The organism is Microbacterium sp. 77mftsu3.1 (assembly GCF_900100525.1).
GTDB lineage: Bacteria > Actinomycetota > Actinomycetes > Actinomycetales > Microbacteriaceae > Microbacterium > Microbacterium aquilitoris.
On the sequence record NZ_FNCR01000001.1, the window covers coordinates 702977 to 721938 of the forward strand.

The 18962-nt window shown below is 70.6% G+C and carries 16 protein-coding genes; 5 read left to right on the forward strand and 11 right to left on the reverse strand.

The window, feature by feature from the left end:
- Positions 1–54 precede the first annotated feature (54 nt).
- Positions 55–1377, forward strand: a complete 1323-nt coding sequence (locus BLR68_RS03640; protein ID WP_018188681.1) for a bifunctional o-acetylhomoserine/o-acetylserine sulfhydrylase — start codon at positions 55–57, stop codon at positions 1375–1377.
- A gap of 87 nt (positions 1378–1464) precedes the next feature.
- Positions 1465–1938: a hypothetical protein gene (locus BLR68_RS03645; protein WP_256335306.1), complete on the forward strand. Its 474-nt coding sequence runs from the start codon at positions 1465–1467 to the stop codon at positions 1936–1938.
- Here the strand turns inward: BLR68_RS03645 and BLR68_RS03650 are convergent.
- Both BLR68_RS03650 and BLR68_RS03655 read right to left on the reverse strand, forming a co-directional pair.
- Complete coding sequence (locus BLR68_RS03650; protein ID WP_256335307.1) at positions 1935–2201, reverse strand: hypothetical protein; 267 nt, start codon at positions 2199–2201, stop codon at positions 1935–1937. The two genes, BLR68_RS03645 and BLR68_RS03650, sit on opposite strands and share 4 nt — an antisense overlap.
- A gap of 5 nt (positions 2202–2206) precedes the next feature.
- On the reverse strand, positions 2207–3013 hold the full coding sequence (locus tag BLR68_RS03655) for a hypothetical protein (protein ID WP_018188684.1): 807 nt from the start codon (positions 3011–3013) through the stop codon (positions 2207–2209).
- Positions 3014–3213: 200 nt separating this feature from the next.
- On the opposite strand from BLR68_RS03655, the gene BLR68_RS03660 reads away from it, so the two are divergent.
- Positions 3214–4416: a homoserine O-acetyltransferase MetX gene (locus tag BLR68_RS03660; protein ID WP_018188685.1), complete on the forward strand. Its 1203-nt coding sequence runs from the start codon at positions 3214–3216 to the stop codon at positions 4414–4416.
- Positions 4417–4422: 6 nt separating this feature from the next.
- On the opposite strand, the gene BLR68_RS03665 is transcribed toward BLR68_RS03660, so the two are convergent.
- From BLR68_RS03665 to BLR68_RS03690, 6 genes are all read right to left on the reverse strand, one after another.
- A complete protein-coding gene (locus BLR68_RS03665; protein WP_018188686.1) occupies positions 4423–5874 on the reverse strand; it encodes a phytoene desaturase family protein in 1452 nt (483 codons plus the stop codon).
- A complete protein-coding gene (locus BLR68_RS03670; RefSeq protein ID WP_018188687.1) occupies positions 5871–6353 on the reverse strand; it encodes an SRPBCC family protein in 483 nt (160 codons plus the stop codon). The genes BLR68_RS03665 and BLR68_RS03670 overlap by 4 nt, the downstream gene beginning before the upstream one ends.
- Before the next feature lie 63 nt (positions 6354–6416).
- Positions 6417–7634, reverse strand: coding sequence for an MFS transporter (locus BLR68_RS03675; RefSeq protein ID WP_018188688.1), 1218 nt, complete (start codon positions 7632–7634; stop codon positions 6417–6419).
- Complete coding sequence (locus BLR68_RS03680; RefSeq protein ID WP_018188689.1) at positions 7631–7972, reverse strand: thiamine-binding protein; 342 nt, start codon at positions 7970–7972, stop codon at positions 7631–7633. Before BLR68_RS03680 ends, BLR68_RS03675 begins: the two co-directional genes overlap by 4 nt.
- 13 nt (positions 7973–7985) lie before the next feature.
- A complete protein-coding gene (locus BLR68_RS03685; RefSeq protein WP_018188690.1) occupies positions 7986–9182 on the reverse strand; it encodes a glycosyltransferase 87 family protein in 1197 nt (398 codons plus the stop codon).
- A 29-nt stretch (positions 9183–9211) separates the two neighbouring features.
- Positions 9212–10045, reverse strand: a complete 834-nt coding sequence (locus tag BLR68_RS03690; RefSeq protein ID WP_018188691.1) for an ADP-dependent NAD(P)H-hydrate dehydratase — start codon at positions 10043–10045, stop codon at positions 9212–9214.
- Between the two features lie 21 nt (positions 10046–10066).
- Between BLR68_RS03690 and BLR68_RS03695 the strand changes: the two genes are divergently transcribed.
- Positions 10067–11140 (forward strand): NADH:flavin oxidoreductase/NADH oxidase, encoded by a 1074-nt coding sequence (locus BLR68_RS03695; RefSeq protein ID WP_018188692.1) that lies wholly within the window; start codon positions 10067–10069, stop codon positions 11138–11140.
- Between the two features lie 6 nt (positions 11141–11146).
- On the opposite strand, the gene BLR68_RS03700 is transcribed toward BLR68_RS03695, so the two are convergent.
- The 3 genes from BLR68_RS03700 to BLR68_RS03710 form a co-directional block, all read right to left on the reverse strand.
- Positions 11147–12199 carry a hemolysin family protein gene (locus BLR68_RS03700; RefSeq protein ID WP_018188693.1) on the reverse strand — a complete coding sequence of 351 codons (1053 nt, stop codon included), beginning with the start codon at positions 12197–12199 and terminating at the stop codon, positions 11147–11149.
- The gene (locus BLR68_RS03705) at positions 12196–13524 is read right to left on the reverse strand and encodes a hemolysin family protein (protein ID WP_018188694.1); all 1329 of its coding nucleotides are present in this window, start codon (positions 13522–13524) and stop codon (positions 12196–12198) included. Before BLR68_RS03705 ends, BLR68_RS03700 begins: the two co-directional genes overlap by 4 nt.
- 116 nt (positions 13525–13640) lie before the next feature.
- Positions 13641–15095 (reverse strand): GMP reductase, encoded by a 1455-nt coding sequence (locus BLR68_RS03710; protein WP_018188695.1) that lies wholly within the window; start codon positions 15093–15095, stop codon positions 13641–13643.
- A gap of 149 nt (positions 15096–15244) precedes the next feature.
- Between BLR68_RS03710 and BLR68_RS03715 the strand changes: the two genes are divergently transcribed.
- Positions 15245–18949, forward strand: coding sequence for a multifunctional oxoglutarate decarboxylase/oxoglutarate dehydrogenase thiamine pyrophosphate-binding subunit/dihydrolipoyllysine-residue succinyltransferase subunit (locus tag BLR68_RS03715; RefSeq protein WP_026303033.1), 3705 nt, complete (start codon positions 15245–15247; stop codon positions 18947–18949).
- Positions 18950–18962: the final 13 nt, after the last annotated feature.

Below are 18962 nucleotides of genomic sequence, written 5' to 3' on the forward strand. Positions count from 1 at the left end.
CCCGCGGCATCCGTCGCAGACCACCACCCGACCACACACGCAGGGAGCCATGTCATGTCCGCACCCGAGAACTGGCGCTTCGAGACCAAGCAGATCCACACCGGCGCCGCTCCGGACCCGGTGACCAAGGCCCGCGCCACGCCGATCTACCAGACGACGTCGTACGTCTTCGACAACGCCGACCACGCCGCGAACCTGTTCGCCCTGGCCGAGTTCGGCAACATCTACACGCGCATCCAGAACCCGACGCAGGACGTCCTCGAGCAGCGCCTCGCGGGCCTCGAGGGCGGCACCGGCGCCCTCGTCCTCGCGAGCGGCCAGGCCGCCTCGACCTTCGCGGTCCTCAACATCGCGCAGGCCGGCGACCACATCGTCTCGTCGAGCTCGATCTACGGCGGCACGTACAACCTCTTCAAGTACACGCTCGCCAAGCTCGGCATCGAGACGACGTTCGTCGAAAACCAGGACGACGCCGAGGAGTGGCGCCGCGCCGTCCGCCCGAACACGAAGCTGTTCTTCGCCGAGACGATCGGCAACCCGCAGATCAACGTGCTCGACGTCCGCACCGTCGCCGACGTCGCCCACGCCGCCGGCGTGCCGCTCATCGTCGACAACACGATCGCGACGCCGTACCTCATCCGCCCCTTCGAGCACGGTGCCGACATCGTCGTGCACTCGGTCACGAAGTTCCTCGGCGGTCACGGCACGACGATCGGCGGCGTCATCATCGACGGCGGCTCGTTCCCCTGGTCCCAGCACTCGGACCGATTCCCCGGCCTGACGACGCCGGACGAGTCGTACCACGGGGCGGTGTACACGGATGCCGTCGGTGACGGCCTCGCGTACATCATCAAGGCCCGTGTCCAGCTGCTGCGCGATCTCGGCTCCGCCATCTCGCCGCAGAGCGCGTGGAACCTCATCCAGGGCGTCGAGACGCTGTCGCTGCGCATCGAGCGCCACGTGCAGAACGCGCAGGAGATCGCCGAGTGGCTCGAGAACCACTCCGACGTCGCCTCGGTGAACTACTCGGGCCTGCCCACCTCGCCCTGGTACGCCGCGGCGAACCGCTACGCCCCGAAGGGCGTGGGCGCAGTCCTGTCGTTCGAGCTCAAGGGCGGCGTCTCCGCCGGCCGCGAGTTCGTCAACGCCCTGACCCTGTTCAGCCACCTGGCGAACATCGGCGACGTGCGCTCGCTCGTGATCCACCCGGCATCCACCACCCACTCGCAGCTGACCCCGGAGCAGCAGCTCACCTCGGGTGTCACCCCGGGCCTCGTCCGGCTGTCGGTGGGCCTCGAGAACATCGAGGACCTGAAGGCCGACCTCGAGCAAGCCCTCGCCGTCGCGCGCCGTCACTCCGAGGCCGCCCGCGCCTGACCTCCCCTCCTCAGGAGACCGACACCCCGCCCGGCCCCGGCCCGGCGGGGTGTCGTGCGTCCGGGCCGATACGCTCGAGACACGACCATGAAACGCTACGGACCTCTTCACGCTGTGCCCGACGGGCTCGCGATCGGCGACCCCGGTCGGCGTCACCTGGTGCTCGGCGCACACACCGTCAGCCACCGAGACGGCGTCACCGTGACGCGGGACATCGGCTGGGCCGAGCTCCGCGGCGCCACCCTGGACCTGCAGACCACCCGCTTCCCCTTCCCCGGAGCGTTCGCGGGCGCGTGGAGTTCGCTCCTGGTCATGATCACCCAGACCGATCCGGAGCTCGACCTGAAACCCGGCACGGCGGTGCTCACGACAAGAGACGAGTCCGTGCGCCTGGAGCTGGACCGACACCATCCCGGCGGCTACTGGCACCCCATCGTCTCGCGGACCCAGCTACTCATGGAGCGTCTGATCGAGGATGCCGCGTCCCGCTCGTTGCTGCGTCAGCCGGACGTCGTGCTGGCCTCGATCGTCTCTTCGGTACGCCGCGCGCGCGTCGCCTAGCGGTCCGCGCGACGAAGGAGCGCCCGCCGCTTGCGGTGGAGCCGCCACCAGCTGAACGAGCTGCGGGCCTGGATGCGGCCGAGCTCGACGAGACTCGGGAGCCCTCGAGAAGCCAGTTCGCGCGAGATCGCGTCGGAGTCGTCCGTGCTCCCATGCGCCTCGATGACAGCGTGGGCCTGCGTGACGGGTTCGCTCGACAGCGGGTGGGCCGCTATCTGCGCATCCACCTCCGCGATCCGACGAGACAGTTCCTCATGTCGCACGGTGATCACTTCCCCAGGGCGCAAGCGAGCGCGGCGGCGCCGAGGCCGCCCCAGATCGTACCGGTCGCGAAGGCCTGAGTGATCTGCGGCCCCTTGAGGCCGAGTCCGAGGAGGCACTTGAACACCCAGGGAGCGATCCAGATCGGATCCGCCACCACGGGGTAGGCGACCCCCGCCGCACGATGATCGACGAACTGGATGAGAGTCGAACCGTCCACCTCGTAGTGCGTCGCCACGGGGTCGCCCTCGGCGTCGAGTGCCCACGCTCTCGCGACCACGGCGACGACGGTACCGTCAGCGGCGACGACGACGGCGCCGTCCTCAGTCGATCGCATCGTCTCGCCGGCCCCGAGAGCGACCCTGTATTCGAGATACTCCGGTGCGTCGGCGGAGGCGATCGTCGTCAGCATCTGCACACCCGCATCGCCGACGATCACGGTATTGGTCACGGACTCCCCCGGGTAGGTCACCGCACCTTCCGGGAGGAGGACGGCCTCGCCCGCCGCATGCGCCTCGGGAAGATCGATCGTCAGCGGCGACCGCCCGGGATGATGTATCGACACCCCATCGACCAACCTCGACGGAACACCGACGTCGCCGTGGCTGGTCTGCACCTCCCCCGGACCGGATCCCTCGGCTGCTTCGAGCAGCAGCGAGTCATCCAGGTTCGCCAGCGATTCTGCAGCGACGGCCAGCGAAGCCGAGTCGACGTCGTCGTCCGCCGAAGCGATATTGGGCGCTGCCACGACACTCGACGCAAGGAGCGCTGTGACCAGCGTGAAGGAAGCGGCGTTGCGCCAGGAACGTGTCATCGAGGTCTCTTTCGCGGGGAGCGATCCGGTCGCCGAATGGCGATTCCCCCGACGCTAGCGAGGGTTCGAAAGACCCCGCGCCCACCTTTCGGTGGAAACTTTCGACGGTGCCGAGCGCGCACGCACCGCGTCCCACGCCCGGGGCCACACACTCCCGTAACACTGCGCTGGCCCTCACCCTCGCCCGGGACAATAGAGGTATGGATTGGCAGACCTCGGAGGACACGGTGCCCTCGGCTCCGGTGACCGAGGCCGACGCCCGGCTGCTGCTCGGGCGCCCGCCGGCGACCGGCGCCTGGCGCGACGGCGACCCGGTCGGCGAGCGGAGGTTCGCGCAGTTCGGCGCGTTCGCCACCGAGAGCGGAGCGAGCCTGCCCGGCATCCGCCTCGCCTACGAGACATGGGGCGAGCTCTCGCCCGCCCGTGACAACGCGGTGCTGATCCTGCACGCCCTGACCGGCGACAGCCACGTCCGCGGCGACGCCGTCCCCGGTCACGCGACGGACGGCTGGTGGGGCGACATCGTGGGCCCCGGCGCCCCGATCGACACCGACCGCTGGTTCGTCGTCGCACCGAACATGCTGGGCGGATGCCAGGGCTCGACCGGCCCCGCGAGCATCGCCCCGGACGGCTACGAGTGGGCGTCCCGGTTCCCGTTCCTCACGATCCGCGACCAGGTCGCCGCGCAGGTCATGCTCGCGGACGCTCTCGGCATCGACGTCTGGGCCGGAGTGATCGGAGGCTCGATGGGCGGCATGCACGCCCTCGAGTGGGCCGTGACGCACCCGCAACGGGTCGAGCGCCTGGGCGTGCTGTGCTCGCCGCCGACGACGACCGCTGATCAGGTCGCGCTGAACTCCGTGCAGCTCGCGGCGATCCAGATGGACCCGCGCTTCGCCGGCGGCTCCTACTACGACGCCCCCGACGGCGACGGACCCCACCGTGGCCTGTCGCTCGCGCGGCGCATGGCGCTGTTGAACTACCGCACGCCCACCGAACTCAACCAGCGGTTCCAGCGGTCATGGCAGTCCGACAAGAGCCCCTTCGGCGAGGGTGGACGGTACGCCGTCGAGAGCTACCTCGACTTCCACGGCAACCGCTTCACGCGGCGGTTCGACGCCAACTCCTACCTCACCCTCGTCGAGGCGATGAACTCGCACGACGTCGGCCGTGACCGCGGTGGCGTCGAGGACGCCCTCGCCCGCGTGACGGCGCGCACCCTCGTCCTCGGGGTCGACAGCGACCGGCTGTTCCCGGTCGAAGGGCAGCACCGGATCAGCCGCGGCATCCGGACCACCATCGACGACGACACGGTCGTCCTCGCGAGCGATTTCGGTCACGACGGGTTCCTCATCGAGACCGAACCCGTCGGACGCCACCTGCGACGCCTGCTCGAGAGCTGACGCCCGCTACCTCGGCGACAGGTCGGGCGAGATCCGCGTGCCGAACGTGTGGCGGAGCGCCGACCGCGCCGCGTGCCAGCCGGCGAGGCCGTGCACGCCCGGACCGGGACTCGTCGACGCCGAGCACAGGTAGACCCCGTCGAGAGGGGTGCGCCATGGATCCGGCGACACGACCGGCCGCTTCAGCAGCTGCCACAGCGCGGGCGCTCCCGCCGCGATGTCGCCGCCGGGGTAGTTCGGATTCTCGGCCTCGACCTCGACGGCGTTCCGGGAGTTCACCCCGACGATCAGGTCGCGGAAGCCCGGGGCGAACCGCTCGATCTGCCGGATGACGGCCTCGGCGCGGTCGGCGGTGCTGCCGGACGGCACGTGCGTGTACGTCCAGAGCACGTGAGCGCCCGCCGGCGCGCGGGACGGGTCGAACCCCGACGGCTGGGCCACCAGGACGTAGGGCGCATCCGGCAGTCCGCCGCGCGAGATGAGGTTCTCGGATGCCGCCATCTCGGCGCGCGTGCCGCCGACGTGCACCGTGCCCGCCGAGCGGACCCCCTCGTTCGCCCACGGGACCGGTCCCGACAGGGCGAAGTCGACCTTCGCGACCGCCCCGCCGTAGCGGAAACGCTCGAGAGCGCCCCGGTACCCGCTGGGCACGTCGTCGCCCGCGATCCGCAGGAAGTCGCGCGGGACGACGTCGAGGAGCACCGCCCGGGCGGCGGGGAGCTCCCGCAGCGACCCGACCTCGTGGTCGATGACGATTTCACCGCCGTGCGCGCGCAGGTCGTCGGCCATCGCGTCGACGATGCTCTGGCTGCCGCCGATCGGGATCGGCCAGCCTCGCGCGTGACCGTAGGTCGAGAGCGCGAGACCCGCGCCGGCGGCGGCGAGACTCGGCAGGGCGAGGATCGTGTGCGCGGCGACGCCCGTGAGCAGGGCGGGTGCGGCATCCTCCCGGAACCGGGCGTTCCACGCTCCGCTCCCCTGCTCCAGGGTCCGCAGGCCGAACCACACGGCCGCGACGGGATCGGCGGGCACGCGGATGAGCGCGTGGCCCGTGAAGTCCGCGACACCGGACGCATGGTCCACGAGCGGACGCATCAGGCGGGCGTACGCGTCGCCGTCGCGGCCCAGCGTGGCGGCTGTGCGGTCGAGGTCGCGGTAGGCGATCGCCGCGCGTCCGCCGTCGAGCGGCTGCGCGAACGAGGCATCCGGGACGGCGAAGTCCACCCGCTGCCGCAGCCCGAACTCGCGGAAGAACCGACTCTCGAACGCGAGCGGGTGCACCGCCGAGCAGACGTCGTGCCGGTACCCGGGGAGCGTCATCTCCATCGTCCGCGCGCCGCCGCCGATGGTGCCGCCCTTCTCGTACACGCGCACGGCGAGGCCGGCACGGGCCAGCGTGACTGCGGCGGCGAGCCCATTCGGGCCCGCCCCGACGATGATCGCGTCGAGGTCGCTCACTCGCCGACGCCCTCGTCCTCGGCGGTGGTCTCATCGGTCGGTCGCGCGGCACGCCCCTCGGCGAGGTAGGCGAGGCGGTGCAGGGTCTCGGCGTTCCGCAGCTGCAGAGCGACGTCGAGGAGCGCCGTCGGGATGAGGCTTCCGGGTCCGGCGACGGCCTCCTCCTGGATTCGCACGACAGCACCGTCCGGGTGCGGCCTCACCTGGATGTCGACCTGCGCCTCGCCCATCGGCCACCCCTTCGCGCGGAGGAGGATGTGACGCGGCGGGTCGTAGGCCAGCACCTCGGTCTCGTCGTCGATGAGGACCGGCCACACACCGAACGAGTGGTGCAGGTGCGAACCCACCCGAGGCCAGGTCTCGGCGACCTCGCGCATCCGCGACGCGCCGACGACCCACGAGGGGAAGAGCCACCCGTCGGCGAGGACGGCGAAGACGTCGTCAGGGGTGCAGGCGAACACACGCGAGTTGCGGGACATGCCTCGACGCTATCGACTCGCGGTGCGCGCGACGGACGGGGTTGCGCCCTCCCCCGGAGCGTGTCAGCGAACGGCCGGCGTTCGCGCCGCGGTGCGGCGCTCGACCGTGACGCTGACGATCCCGATCACGAGTCCGCCCAGGGCGAGCAGCAGGCCGACCCAGACGGGGGCGGTGTAGCCGAGCCCTGCGGCGATGACCGCACCGCCGAGGGCGGCGCCGACGGCGTTGCCCGTGTTGAACGCGGAGTGGTTGAGGGCGGCGGCGATCGACTGGTTGTCGCCGGCGACGTCCATGAGCCGTGTCTGCACGGTGGGGCTCACGGCCGACGACGCGAATGCCACCGCGAAGACGAAGACGATCACGGTCACGATCCAGCCCGACGTCAGTGCCAGCAGGAGCTGCGTGACCACGAGGAGGCCGAGGAGCCCGAGCATCGATCGGACGAGGTTGACGTCGGCGAGATGACCGCCGACGAGGTTCCCGGCGGTCATCCCGAGTCCCAGCACGACGAGCACGATCGGAACGAGCCAGGCGGGCGCGCCTGCCGCCTCGGTCACGAGCGGCGAGACGTACGTGTAGACGGCGAAGAAGCCGCCGAAACCGATCGCGCCGATCCCGAGCGCGAACCAGACCTGCGGGATGCGGAACACCTTGAGCTCCGCGCGCAGCGTCCGCGACGGCTCACCGGCTCGGTGCGGCACGGTGAGGGCGATCGCGACCGTCGCCGCAGCGAAGATGACGACGACCATGACGAACGCCCAGCGCCAGCCGAGGTTCTGGCCGAGGAACGTGCCGAGCGGTACACCGACGACGTTGGCGACCGTCAGTCCCATAAGGACGAAGGCGACGCCCTTGGCACGGTTGCCCGGCCCCATGACGTCGGCGGCGACGAGGGCGCCGATCCCGAAGTAGGCGCCGTGCGGAAGACCGGCCAGCAGACGGGATGCCGCGACCAGCTCGAACGTCGGCAGGATCAGCGTCAGCGCATTGCAGAGCGTCAGCGCACCGGCGAGGAGGATCATGACCCGGTGTCGCGGGTATTTCGCGACGGATGCCGCGATGGTCGGGGCGCCGATCACGACACCCAGCGCGTAGAGCGTGATCAGCCAGCCCGCCTGGGCGATGGCATCCTCCTGCGATGCGGCCCACGCCGTGGGCAGCAGTTCGCGTGCGATCTCGGGGAGGAGCCCCATGACGACGAACTCCGTCATCCCGATGGCGAAGCTGCCGATGGCGAGCGCCAGCAGCGCACGGCGGAGGCGGGTGGGAGCGGACGTCACTCCGGGATCGTAGTCCCGCTCCCCTCCTGGGGACGAATCGATTCGAGCGCGGACTCGAGCCGCTCGATCTTGCCGTCGATCTCCCCCGTGTAGCCGGGGCGGATGTCGGCTTTCAGGACGAGCGAGACGCGGGAGCCGAACGGCTGCACGGCGTCGACGGCGCCCTTGACGACGGCCATCACCTCGTCCCACTCCCCTTCGATCTCGGTGAACATGCTCGTGGTCCGATGCGGCAGGCCCGAGGCGCGGACGACGGCGACGGCGGCCGCGACCGCGTCGTGGACGGAACCGTCCGGGTTGCCGTTCCCGGACGGGGCGACGGAGAAGGCGACGATCATGGGGACCTCCGGATCAGGGGATGGAGCGGACGGGGAGACGACACAGGCGCACGACCATCCACACCATCAGCACGACCAGTGCGAGGTTCCGGAGGGTCAGCACACTCACGGCGACGATCTCGGGCGAGACGATGCCGTTGTAGAGCACGGGATAGACGAGCTGCGTCAGCGCGGCGGACACGAGGACGAGGATGCCGGGTGCCATCCACCGGCGACGGTCCACCACGAGCCCGAAGACGACGATCGCGAACAGCCACGTCTGGAACTGCGGCGAGCCGACCTTGTTGACGACGATGAGGACGGTCGTGAGCGCCAGCCCCAGGGCGGGGAAGAGCCGCACGAACGGGACGTTCCTCCGGACCTTCACGACGCCGATGGTGAGGACCCCGGCGGCGGCCAGCACGAGAGCCGGGGTCATGAGCGCCGACACGACGCTCAGGAGCGGCCCGGTGACCTGGAAGGTGAGGATCCCCTGGTCGTAGTAGACCGTCCACCCGTCGGCTCCGAGCAGCGCGCCCCACAGGTACACGGCGCTCACCGGCGCCTCGACCTGGAGCCCTCGCCCGGTCTGCCCGCTGACGAAGCCGAGCGCGTGGTCGGCACCGCCCGCGGCGACGACGATCCCCAGGATGAGCGCACTGACGAGGGCGCCGGCCCCGATGATGACGCTCCGTCGACGCACGGCGACGACGGCCGCCCCGATGAGCGCCGCCGGCCAGATCTTGATCCAGGTCGCTGCGGCGAGCAGCGCTCCGGCGATACCCGGCCGGCGCAGCAGCCACAGGCATCCGAGGATCGCGAGCGGAACCGACACGCCGTCGATCCGGTACATCCCGACGGGCCCGAGGGCGACGATCGCGGCGAGCCAGAAGACCGCGGCCGTGAGACGACCGCGCGAGCGTCCGGCGCCGATCAGCACGGCGAAGGCGACCCCGTCGACGGCTGTCACGAGGATCGCCCACCCGACGGTGTAGCTCCCGACGAGCGCTCCGGGCAGGTGTGCGAGGAGCATCGGCAGGAGCGCGAGGTGCGGATAGACCCAGTCCTGCGTGACACCGACGATCCCGCCGCCCGAGAAGACGGCGCGCGACCAGGGTTCGTAGACCCGGTAGACATCGCCCATGGGCTCGTTCGGCAGCAGGAAGCCGAGAGCGCCGACGAAGAGGTGGACGAGGGCGAACGCGGCCCAGAGCAGCACGCGGTTCGTCACGCCCTCCAGCCTAGGGCGACGCGCCGGTGTCACCCCGCGAGAGCCGCCGCGACGGCGTGCGGCAGGTGCTCGGCGACGTCGAGCGCGACGATCGGTCCGCCGCCGTGCGCTGCGACGGCGAGCGCGGCCGCGTGCCCGTGCAACCAGACGGCGGATGCCGCGGCCCGCTGCAGTGCGCCGAGGTCGGCCGGCGACGTCCCGTGCCCGATGACACCGGCGAGCACGGCGCCGACGGTTCCCGCGAGGACGTCGCCCGTCCCGGCGGTCGCCAGCCACGAGGTCGGCGCGGTGATCTCGATCGGCGCGATCCCGGGTGCGGCGACGACGGTGGTCGCCCCCTTCCGGACGACGACACCGCCGAGCGCGGCGGACGTCTCCGCAGGGTCGTCGACCTCTGGGTCGAGTGCCAGCATCTGCCGCAGCCGGGCGTGCTCGCGTCCGTGCGGCGTCGCCACGACGGGCGCCGATGCTCCGGCGGCCAGGTCCAGGGCTCCCGCATCCACGACGACCGGTGCCTCGCCGGAGAGGATGCCCCGGAGCGCCGCACGTTCGCGCGCGGAGCGGTGCGCGGCATCCGTCCCGGACCCGACGACCCACGCCTGCACGCGGCCGTCCGCCGTCACGGTCTCGGGCCGACGGGCCAGGACGTGATCGGCTGCGCGCTCGGGCCCGAGGTAGCGCACCATGCCGACGCCGGTGCGCCAGGCGGCCTCGACGCCGAGCACCGCAGCTCCCGGGAACGCGGCCGATCCGGTCCGCATCCCGACCACACCGCGGGAATACTTGTCGTCGTCGGCCGTTGGCTCGGTGAGGACCGCTGCCGTATCCGCACCGTTCCACCCCTGCGCCGTCATGGCGCCCACCCTATGCGACGGAGTCCGCTCATGACCCTCCTCTTCCGCCCGCTCGAGCTGTCCGGTACGACCGCCCGCAACCGCCTCTGGGTCTCGCCCATGTGCCAGTACTCCGCCGTCGAGGGCGTGCCGAACGACTGGCACCACGTGCACCTCGCGCAGTTCGCCAACGGCGGCGCCGGGGTGGTCATCGCCGAGGCGACGGCCGTCGTACCGGAGGGACGGATCACCCCGTCCGACACCGGGCTGTGGAACGACGCGCAGCGGGATGCCTGGGCCCCCATCGTCGCGGCGATCCACTCCCGCGGTGCCCTCGCGGGCGTGCAGCTCGCGCACGCGGGGCGGAAGGCCTCGACGCACCGTCCGTTCGACGACGCCCGCGGCAGCGTCGCCCCCGCCGACGGCGGCTGGACGACCGTCGCCCCCTCCGCCGTCGCGTTCGACGGCTACGCCGAGCCGGTCGCCCTCGACGCGAGCGGCATCGACGCCCTCGTGGTCGCGTTCGGCGACGCCGCCCGCCGCGCGGACGAGGCCGGTTTCGACCTGCTCGAGGTGCACGCGGCGCACGGCTACCTGCTGCACCAGTTCCTCTCGCCGCTGTCGAACGAGCGCACCGACGAGTACGGCGGGTCGCTGGAGAACCGCGCCCGCCTCCTCCTGCGCGTCGTCGACGCGGTCCGGGATGCCGCGCCCCGCCGCACCCTCGCGGTGCGCTTCTCGGCGACCGATTGGGCCGACGGCGGCTGGGGCGTCGACGAGACCGCGACGGTCGCCGGCTGGGTCGGCGAGCGCGGCGCGAGCGTCATCGACATCTCGACGGGCGGACTGGTCGCGCACCAGAAGATCACGACGGGACCGGGGTACCAGGTCCCGTTCGCGGCGACCGTCCGCGAACGGACCGGGCTCCTCGTGACGGCGGTCGGCGAGATCCTCGATGGCCCGCAGGCCGAGGCCGTCCTCCAGGACGGCCTCGCCGATGCGGTCATGATCGGCCGCGGCTGGCTGCGGAACCCGAACTTCGCCCTGCAGGCCGCGGACGACCTCGGCGACGCGGAGGCTGCGACGCTCTGGCCGCCGCAGTACCTCCGCGCCCGCCGGCGCTGAGCCTGGTCAGAGGCGGCGCGTCGCGTCGTGCACTTCGCCGACGAGCTCCTCGATGATGTCCTCGAGGAACAGCACCGCGGTCGTCTCCCCCGCCGTGTCGCGGACCTGAGCGAGGTGCCGACTCGAGCGACGCATGAGCGCGAGCGCGTCCTCGAGGTCGGTGGTCTCGCCGATCGGGATCATGTGGTGGATCCGCTTGGGTTTGATCGGCTGCGCGACGGTGTTCTCGGAGTCGTCCCCCTCGGCCGCGCGCAGCACGTCCTTCAGGTGGACGTAACCGAGCGGCATCCCCTCGTCGTCGACGATCACGTACCGCGAGAACCCGTGCCGGGCGACGGCCCGTTCGATCTCGTCGGGCGTGGTGTTCTCGGGCAGGGTCACGAGCTCCGAGAGCGGAACCGCGACATCCTTCGCCTTCTTGTCGGTGAACTCGACCGCCATCGCAACCGCGCCCGACGCATCGTCGAGCACGCCCTCGATGCGGGACTGGTTGACGATCGTCGCGACCTCGTCGAGCGTGAACGTCGAGGCGGCCTCGTCCTTCGGCTCGACGCGGAACAGCCGCACGATGTGGTTCGCGATCCAGTTGAGCGCCACGATGATCGGGTGGAAGACCCGCGAGACGAACACGAGCGGGGGTGCGAGCAGGAGCACGGCGCGATCCGGCAGCGAGAACGCGAGGTTCTTGGGGACCATCTCGCCGAACACGACGTGCAGGTACGACACCAGCAGCAGCGCGATGACGAAGCCCGTGACGTCGACGACCGCGTACGGCAGGCCGATGGCTTCCAACGGCACCGCCAGCAGGTGGTGGATCGCCGGCTCCGAGACGTTCAGGATGAGCAGCGAGCAGATGGTGATGCCGAGCTGACACGTCGCCAGCATGAGCGTGGCGTGCTCCATCGCCCAGAGCGCGGTCTTGGCCGACCGCGACCCCTTCTCGGCCAGTGGCTCGATCTGCGATCGTCGCGCCGAGATGACGGCGAACTCCGCGCCGACGAAGAAGGCGTTCGCCACGAGGAGGACGGCGAGCCACGCGATTCCAGCCCAGTCGTTCATCGCCGCTCACCCCTCTCCGTCTCAGCGCCGACCGGCACGGGAGCGGGCACGAACTTCACGCGGTCGACTCGGCGGCCGTCCATCCGCTGCACGGTGATGGTCCCGTCGTCGAGGGTGATCTGGTCGCCCACGGCGGGGATGCGTTCCAGTGTGGCCATGATGAAGCCGCCGACCGTGTCGTAGACGTCCCCCTCGGGGACGCGGATGCCGGTGCGGTCGAGCACCTCGTCGGGCCGGAGGTCACCGGGGAAGATGATGGACCCCTTGCCGCGGACGACGCCCGCACGGTTGCGATCGTGCTCGTCGAGCACCTCCCCGACGATCTCCTCGACGAGGTCCTCGAGGGTGACGACGCCGGCGGTGCCGCCGTACTCGTCGACGACGATCGCCATCTGGTAGCCGCGGGAGCGCAGCTCCGACATCAGCCCGTCGAGGTGCACCGCTTCGGGGACGCGCAGCGGCTCCTCCGCGATCGCGGCGGCCGGCACGTCGGCGCGTCGCTCGCGCGGCACCGAGACGGCCTGCTTCAAGTGGACGATGCCCGTGATGTCGTCCATCGACTCGCCGTAGACGGGGAACCGGCTGTGGCCGGTGCGCCGGGCGAGCTGGACGACCTCTTCGACGCTGTCGTCCGCGGCGACGGCGTGGACGCTCGGCCGCGGGGTCATGACGTCGGCCGTCGTCAGGCGCGAGAAGGTCAGCGTGCGATCGAGCAGCGACGCGGTGTCCTTCTCGAGGACGCCCGCGCTCGCCGAGCGCCGGACGAGGCTTGAGAGCTCCTCAGCCGTGCGCGCGCCGGAGAGCTCCTCCTTGGGCTCGACGCCCATGGCCCGCAGCACCGCGTTCGCGCTGCCGTTGAGCAGCTGGATCGCGGGCTTGAAGACGGTCGTGAAGACGGTCTGGAACCCCATGACGAGCTTCGCCGTCTGGCGGGGAACCGCGAGCGCGAAGTTCTTGGGCACGAGCTCGCCGATGATCATCGAGAAGATCGTGGCGGTCGCCATGGCGATCACGGTCGAGATGGGGCGGGATGCCGCTTCGGGAAGACCCCAGACGCGGAACACCGGATCCAGCAGGTTCGACAGCGCCGGTTCCATCGTGTAACCGGTGAGGAGCGTGGTCAGCGTGATGCCGAGCTGCGCGCTCGAGAGGTGCGTCGACGTGATCCGGAGCGCGTTGATCGTGAGAGAGAGTCGGCTCTCACCGGCCGCGCGGCGCGCTTCGAGGTCGGCGCGATCGAGGTTGACGAGTGCGAACTCGCTGGCCACGAACAGGCCGGTTCCCACGGTCAGGAGCAGCCCCACGCCCAACATGACGTAGTCCATCACACGTCACCCCCGATCATCGGGGAGCAGGGTCGGTGGGGCGAAGGTCTACTGGGAGGGTCGTCCATTGTGGGGACGATTCTACGGCACCGCGAGCCTCGCGCGCGTGCGCTCTTTCACCAGCTGACCGGCAGAGCCTTGCCTTCTTCGTACCCGGCCGCCGACTGGAAGCCGACCGTCGCCCGCTCGTGGAAATCGGGCACGGTCGCCGCGCCCGCGTAGGTAAAGGACGACCGGACCCCCGAGGTGATCATGTCGAGCAGGTCCTCGACGCTCGGCCGGAGCGGGTCGAGGTAGATCCGCGACGACGAGATGCCCTCGGCGAACAGTTCCTTGCGCGCGCGCTCGAACGGGTCGAGGCGGCCGAACCGGCCCTGGACGGCCTTCGTCGAGGCCATGCCCCACGACTCCTTGAACACGCGACCCTCGGCGTCGACCCGGAGGTCACCGGGCGCCTCGATCGTGCCGGCGAACCACGACCCGATCATGACGGATGCCGCGCCCGCCGCCAGGGCGAGGGCGACGTCGCGGGGGTAGCGGACGCCGCCGTCCGCCCACACGTGCGCGCCAACCGCGGCGGCGGCCTCGGCCGTTTCGAGCACCGCCGAGAACTGCGGACGCCCCACGGCCGTCATCATGCGGGTGGTGCACATCGCGCCGGGACCGACCCCGACCTTCAGAATGGTGGCGCCGGCCTCGACGAGGTCGCGGACGCCCTCGGCGGTCACGACGTTCCCCGCGACGATCGGGAGGCCGAGGTCCTCCGCAGCGACCGCGCGGAGGGCACGGATCATGCTCTCCTGGTGCCCGTGCGCGGTGTCGACCACGAGCGCGTCGACGCCGGCGGCGGCGAGCGCGCGGGCCTTCGCCGCGACGTCGCCGTTGATCCCGACGGCGGCCGCCACGATGAGGCGCCCGTCGGCGTCCACGGCGGGACGGTAGAGCGACGAGCGCAGGGCGGTCCGCCGCGACAGGGTTCCCACGAGGTGGCCGTGCTGCAGCACGGTGACGAGGTCGGCATCCGCCGCGATGAGCAGGTCGAAGGCGGCCCGGGCGGAGTCGACGTCGTCAGCGTCAATGGATGCCGCGCGCCCGCGCACCAGATCACCGAGGCGCGCATCGGGTAGAGCGGTGCCGAGCCGCTCGGCCGGGACGATGCCGAGGATGTCGTCGACGTGGATCCGCCCCGTGGCGGACGCCACGACGACGCCGTGCCCGGAGGACGGCGGGAGCAGGGCGGCCGCGTCCGAGACGAGCGCGTCGGGCGACAGGACGAGCGGCGTGTCCCAGCTCACCGGCTGCTCCTTCACCCAGCGGATGCCGGCATCCACGTCCTGCAACGCCATGTCCTGCGGCAGGACGGCGAGACCGCCTCGCCGGGCGAGCGTCGCCGCCAGCCGCGGGCCGGTGACGGAGTTCATGTTCGACGCGACGATCGGGATCGTGGCGCTCGTGCCGTCGCCCGGCGAGAGGTCCACGTCGAGTCGACTCGAGACATCCGATCGTCGGGGGACGAGGAACACGTCGGAGTAGGTCAGGTCGCCTGCGGGTCGCTCGCCGGAGAAGTGCATACACCCACGCTAGGCGACGCGGAACCCCCGTGTCCGGGCCGTCGGCGCGGGTCGGAGGGGGGACAACCTGGGATACCCTTGACGTCTGTGCGCGAGGCCGCGCGAGGCCCGCACAATTTCGAACGTCGACGACGAAAGCAGGCGGAACCGTGTCCAGTCAGGCGACCGGCGTGGGAACTACGAGCGACGGGGAGTTCGGAGCCAACGAATGGCTCGTCGCAGAGCTGTACGAGCAGTACAGCCGGGACAAGAACTCGGTGGACAAGGAGTGGTGGCCGATCCTCGAGGCCTACACCCCCGACGCCCCGTCGACGGGCGCTCCCGCCGAGGCTGCGGCACCGACGGCATCCGCCCCCGCCGCCCCGACGCCTGCGGCATCCGCTTCCGCCGCCGAGGCCCGCCCCGCCGCCACCGGCGCGCAGCCCGTGGCACGCACCACCGCACGCCCGGCGGCACCGCAGCCGATCCCCGCCGAGGCGCCCAAGGCCGCCCCGTCCGCGGAGAAGGCGACCCTCGAGGACACGGTCACCCCGCTCCGCGGCCTGCCCAAGACCCTCGCCGCGAACATGGACGAGTCGCTCACCGTCCCGACGGCGACGAGCGTTCGCACGATCCCCGCGAAGCTGATGATCGACAACCGCATCGTCATCAACAACCACATGTCGCGCACGCGCGGCGGCAAGGTGAGCTTCACCCACATCATCGGGTGGGCGCTGATCCAGGCGCTGAAGGCCTTCCCGACGCAGAACGTCTACTACGCCGAGGTCGACGGCAAGCCGTCGGTCGTCGCCCCCGCTCACATCAACCTGGGCATCGCGATCGACCTTCCGAAGCCGGACGGCACGCGTGCCCTCATGGTGCCGAGCATCAAGCAGGCCGAGACTCTGACCTTCGGCGAATACCTGACCGCCTACGAGGACCTGGTCCAGCGCGCCCGCAAGAACAAGCTGACCGCCGCCGACTTCCAGGGCACGACGGTGTCCCTCACCAACCCCGGCGGGATCGGCACGGTGCACTCCGTGCCGCGTCTGATGAAGGGTCAGGGCTGCATCATCGGCGCCGGCGCCCTCGACTACCCGGCCGAGTTCCAGGGCGCGAGCGAGAAGACGCTGGGCGAGCTCGGCATCGGCAAGACCATCACCCTCACGAGCACCTACGACCACCGCGTCATCCAGGGTGCCGGCTCGGGTGAGTTCCTGAAGATCGTGCACCAGCTGCTGATCGGCCAGGAGGGGTTCTACGACGACATCTTCGCGGCCCTCCGCATCCCGTACTCCCCCATCCGCTGGTCGAGCGACATCAAGGTCGACATCGCCGAGCGCGTCGACAAGACGGCACGTGTCCAGGAGCTCATCAACTCCTACCGCGTCCGCGGTCACATGATGGCCGACATCGACCCCCTCGAGTACGTGCAGCGCACGCACCCCGACCTCGAGATCGAGAACCACGGGCTGACCTTCTGGGACCTCGACCGCGAGTTCGTCACGAACGGGTTCGGCGGCAAGCGCACGATGAAGCTCCGCGACATCCTCGGGATCCTGCGCGACTCGTACTGCCGCACCGTCGGTGTCGAATACATGCACATCCAGGACCCGACGCAGCGCAAGTGGTTCCAGGACAACCTCGAGGTCAAGTACCAGAAGCCCGGCCATGACGAGCAGCTGCGCGTCCTCGGCAAGCTGAACGAGGCCGAGGCCTTCGAGACCTTCCTGCAGACCAAGTTCGTCGGCCAGAAGCGCTTCAGCCTCGAAGGCGGCGAGTCGCTCGTGCCGCTGCTGGACCAGATCCTCCAGGGCGCTGCATCCGAGGGTCTCGACGGAGCCGCCATCGCGATGGCGCACCGCGGTCGCCTCAACGTCCTCACCAACGTCGCCGGCAAAACCTACAGCCAGATCTTCCGCGAGTTCGAGGGATCGGTCGCCGTCGGCTCCAAGAGCGGCTCGGGCGACGTCAAGTACCACCTGGGCACCCAGGGCACCTTCGTCGCCGACGGCGGCGAAGAACTCCCCGTCTATCTCGCCGCGAACCCCTCGCACCTCGAGACCGTCGACGGCGTCCTCGAGGGCATCGTCCGCGCCAAGCAGGACCGCCTCCCCATCGGATCGTTCTCGTGGCTCCCGATCCTCGTCCACGGCGACGCGGCCTTCGCGGGCCAGGGCGTCGTCATGGAGACGCTGCAGATGTCGCGCCTGCGCGGCTACCGTACCGGCGGCACGGTCCACGTCGTGGTCAACAACCAGGTCGGCTTCACGACCCTCCCGCTCGACGCCCGCACGTCGATCTACGCCACCGACGTCGCCAAGACGATCCAGGCGCCGATCTTCCACGTGAACGGCGACGACCCCGAGGCCGTCGTGCACGTCGCCGAGCTCGCGTTCCGCTACCGCCAGGAGTTCAACCGCGACGTCGTCATCGACCTCGTCTGCTACCGGCGCCGCGGCCACAACGAGGGCGACGACCCCTCGATGACGCAGCCCCTCATGACGAACCTCATCGAGGCGAAGCGCTCGGTCCGCAAGCTCTACACCGAGGCCCTCGTCGGACGCGGCGACATCACCGAGGAGGAGTACGACAAGGCGAAGCAGGACTTCCAGAACCGCCTCGAGATCGCCTTCGCCGAGATCCACGCGGCGCAGACCGGCACCTCGCCCGTCGTCAGCGCCGACGCCCCGGCGGAGCCCGCCGTCGGCGAGCCGGACTCCACCGCCGTCAGCCGCGACGTCATCGAGCGCATCGGCGACGCCTTCGTGAACAAGCCCGAGGGCTTCACGGTGCACACGAAGCTCCAGCAGCTGCTCGACAAGCGCCAGGACATGAGCCGCAACGGCAAGATCGACTGGGGCTTCGGCGAACTGCTCGCCTTCGGCTCGCTCCTCGTCGAGGGGTCGAACGTGCGCCTGGCCGGCCAGGACGTCCGTCGCGGCACGTTCGTGACGCGTCACGCCGTCATGCACGACCGGGCGAACGGCCAGGAATGGCTGCCGCTCGCCAACCTGAGCGACAACCAGGGCCGTTTCTACGTGTACGACTCGCTGCTCAGCGAGTACGCGGCGATGGCCTTCGAGTACGGCTACTCCGTCGAACGAGCCGACACCCTCACCCTGTGGGAGGCCCAGTTCGGCGACTTCGCCAACGGGGCGCAGTCGGTGATCGACGAGTTCATCTCCTCCGCTGAGCAGAAGTGGGGCCAGCAGTCGAGTGTCGTGCTCCTGCTCCCCCACGGCTACGAAGGCCAGGGACCCGACCACTCGTCGGCCCGCATCGAGCGCTACCTGCAGATGTGTGCGCAGGACAACATGACGGTCGCCCGTCCCTCGACGCCCGCGTCGTACTTCCACCTGCTGCGTCGCCAGGCCTACGCCCGTCCGCGCCGGCCCCTCGTGGTCTTCACGCCGAAGGCCATGCTGCGCCTGCGGAACGCGACGAGCTCGGTCGACGACTTCCTCGAGGGCAAGTTCGAGCCGGTGATCGACGACCACCGCTCCCTCGACCGCGAGTCCGTCACCCGCGTGCTGCTGCACGCCGGCAAGATCCACTGGGACCTCGCTGCGGAGCTCGAGAAGAACCCGAACGAAAAGGTTGCGCTGGTCCGGCTGGAGCAGTACTACCCGGCCCCGATCGAGCAGCTCAACGCGGTCCTCGACAGCTACCCGAACGCGGAGCTGTATTGGGTACAGGAGGAGCCGGAGAACCAGGGCGCCTGGCCGTTCATCGCCCTCGAGGTCGTGAAGCATCTGCACGGGCGCACGATCAAGCGGATCTCGCGGTCTTCGGCGGCATCCACCGCCACCGGATCGCCGAAGGTCCACGCGCGCCAGCACGCCGAGATCATGGAGCAGGCGCTCGGCTTCTGATCCCGAGTATGAA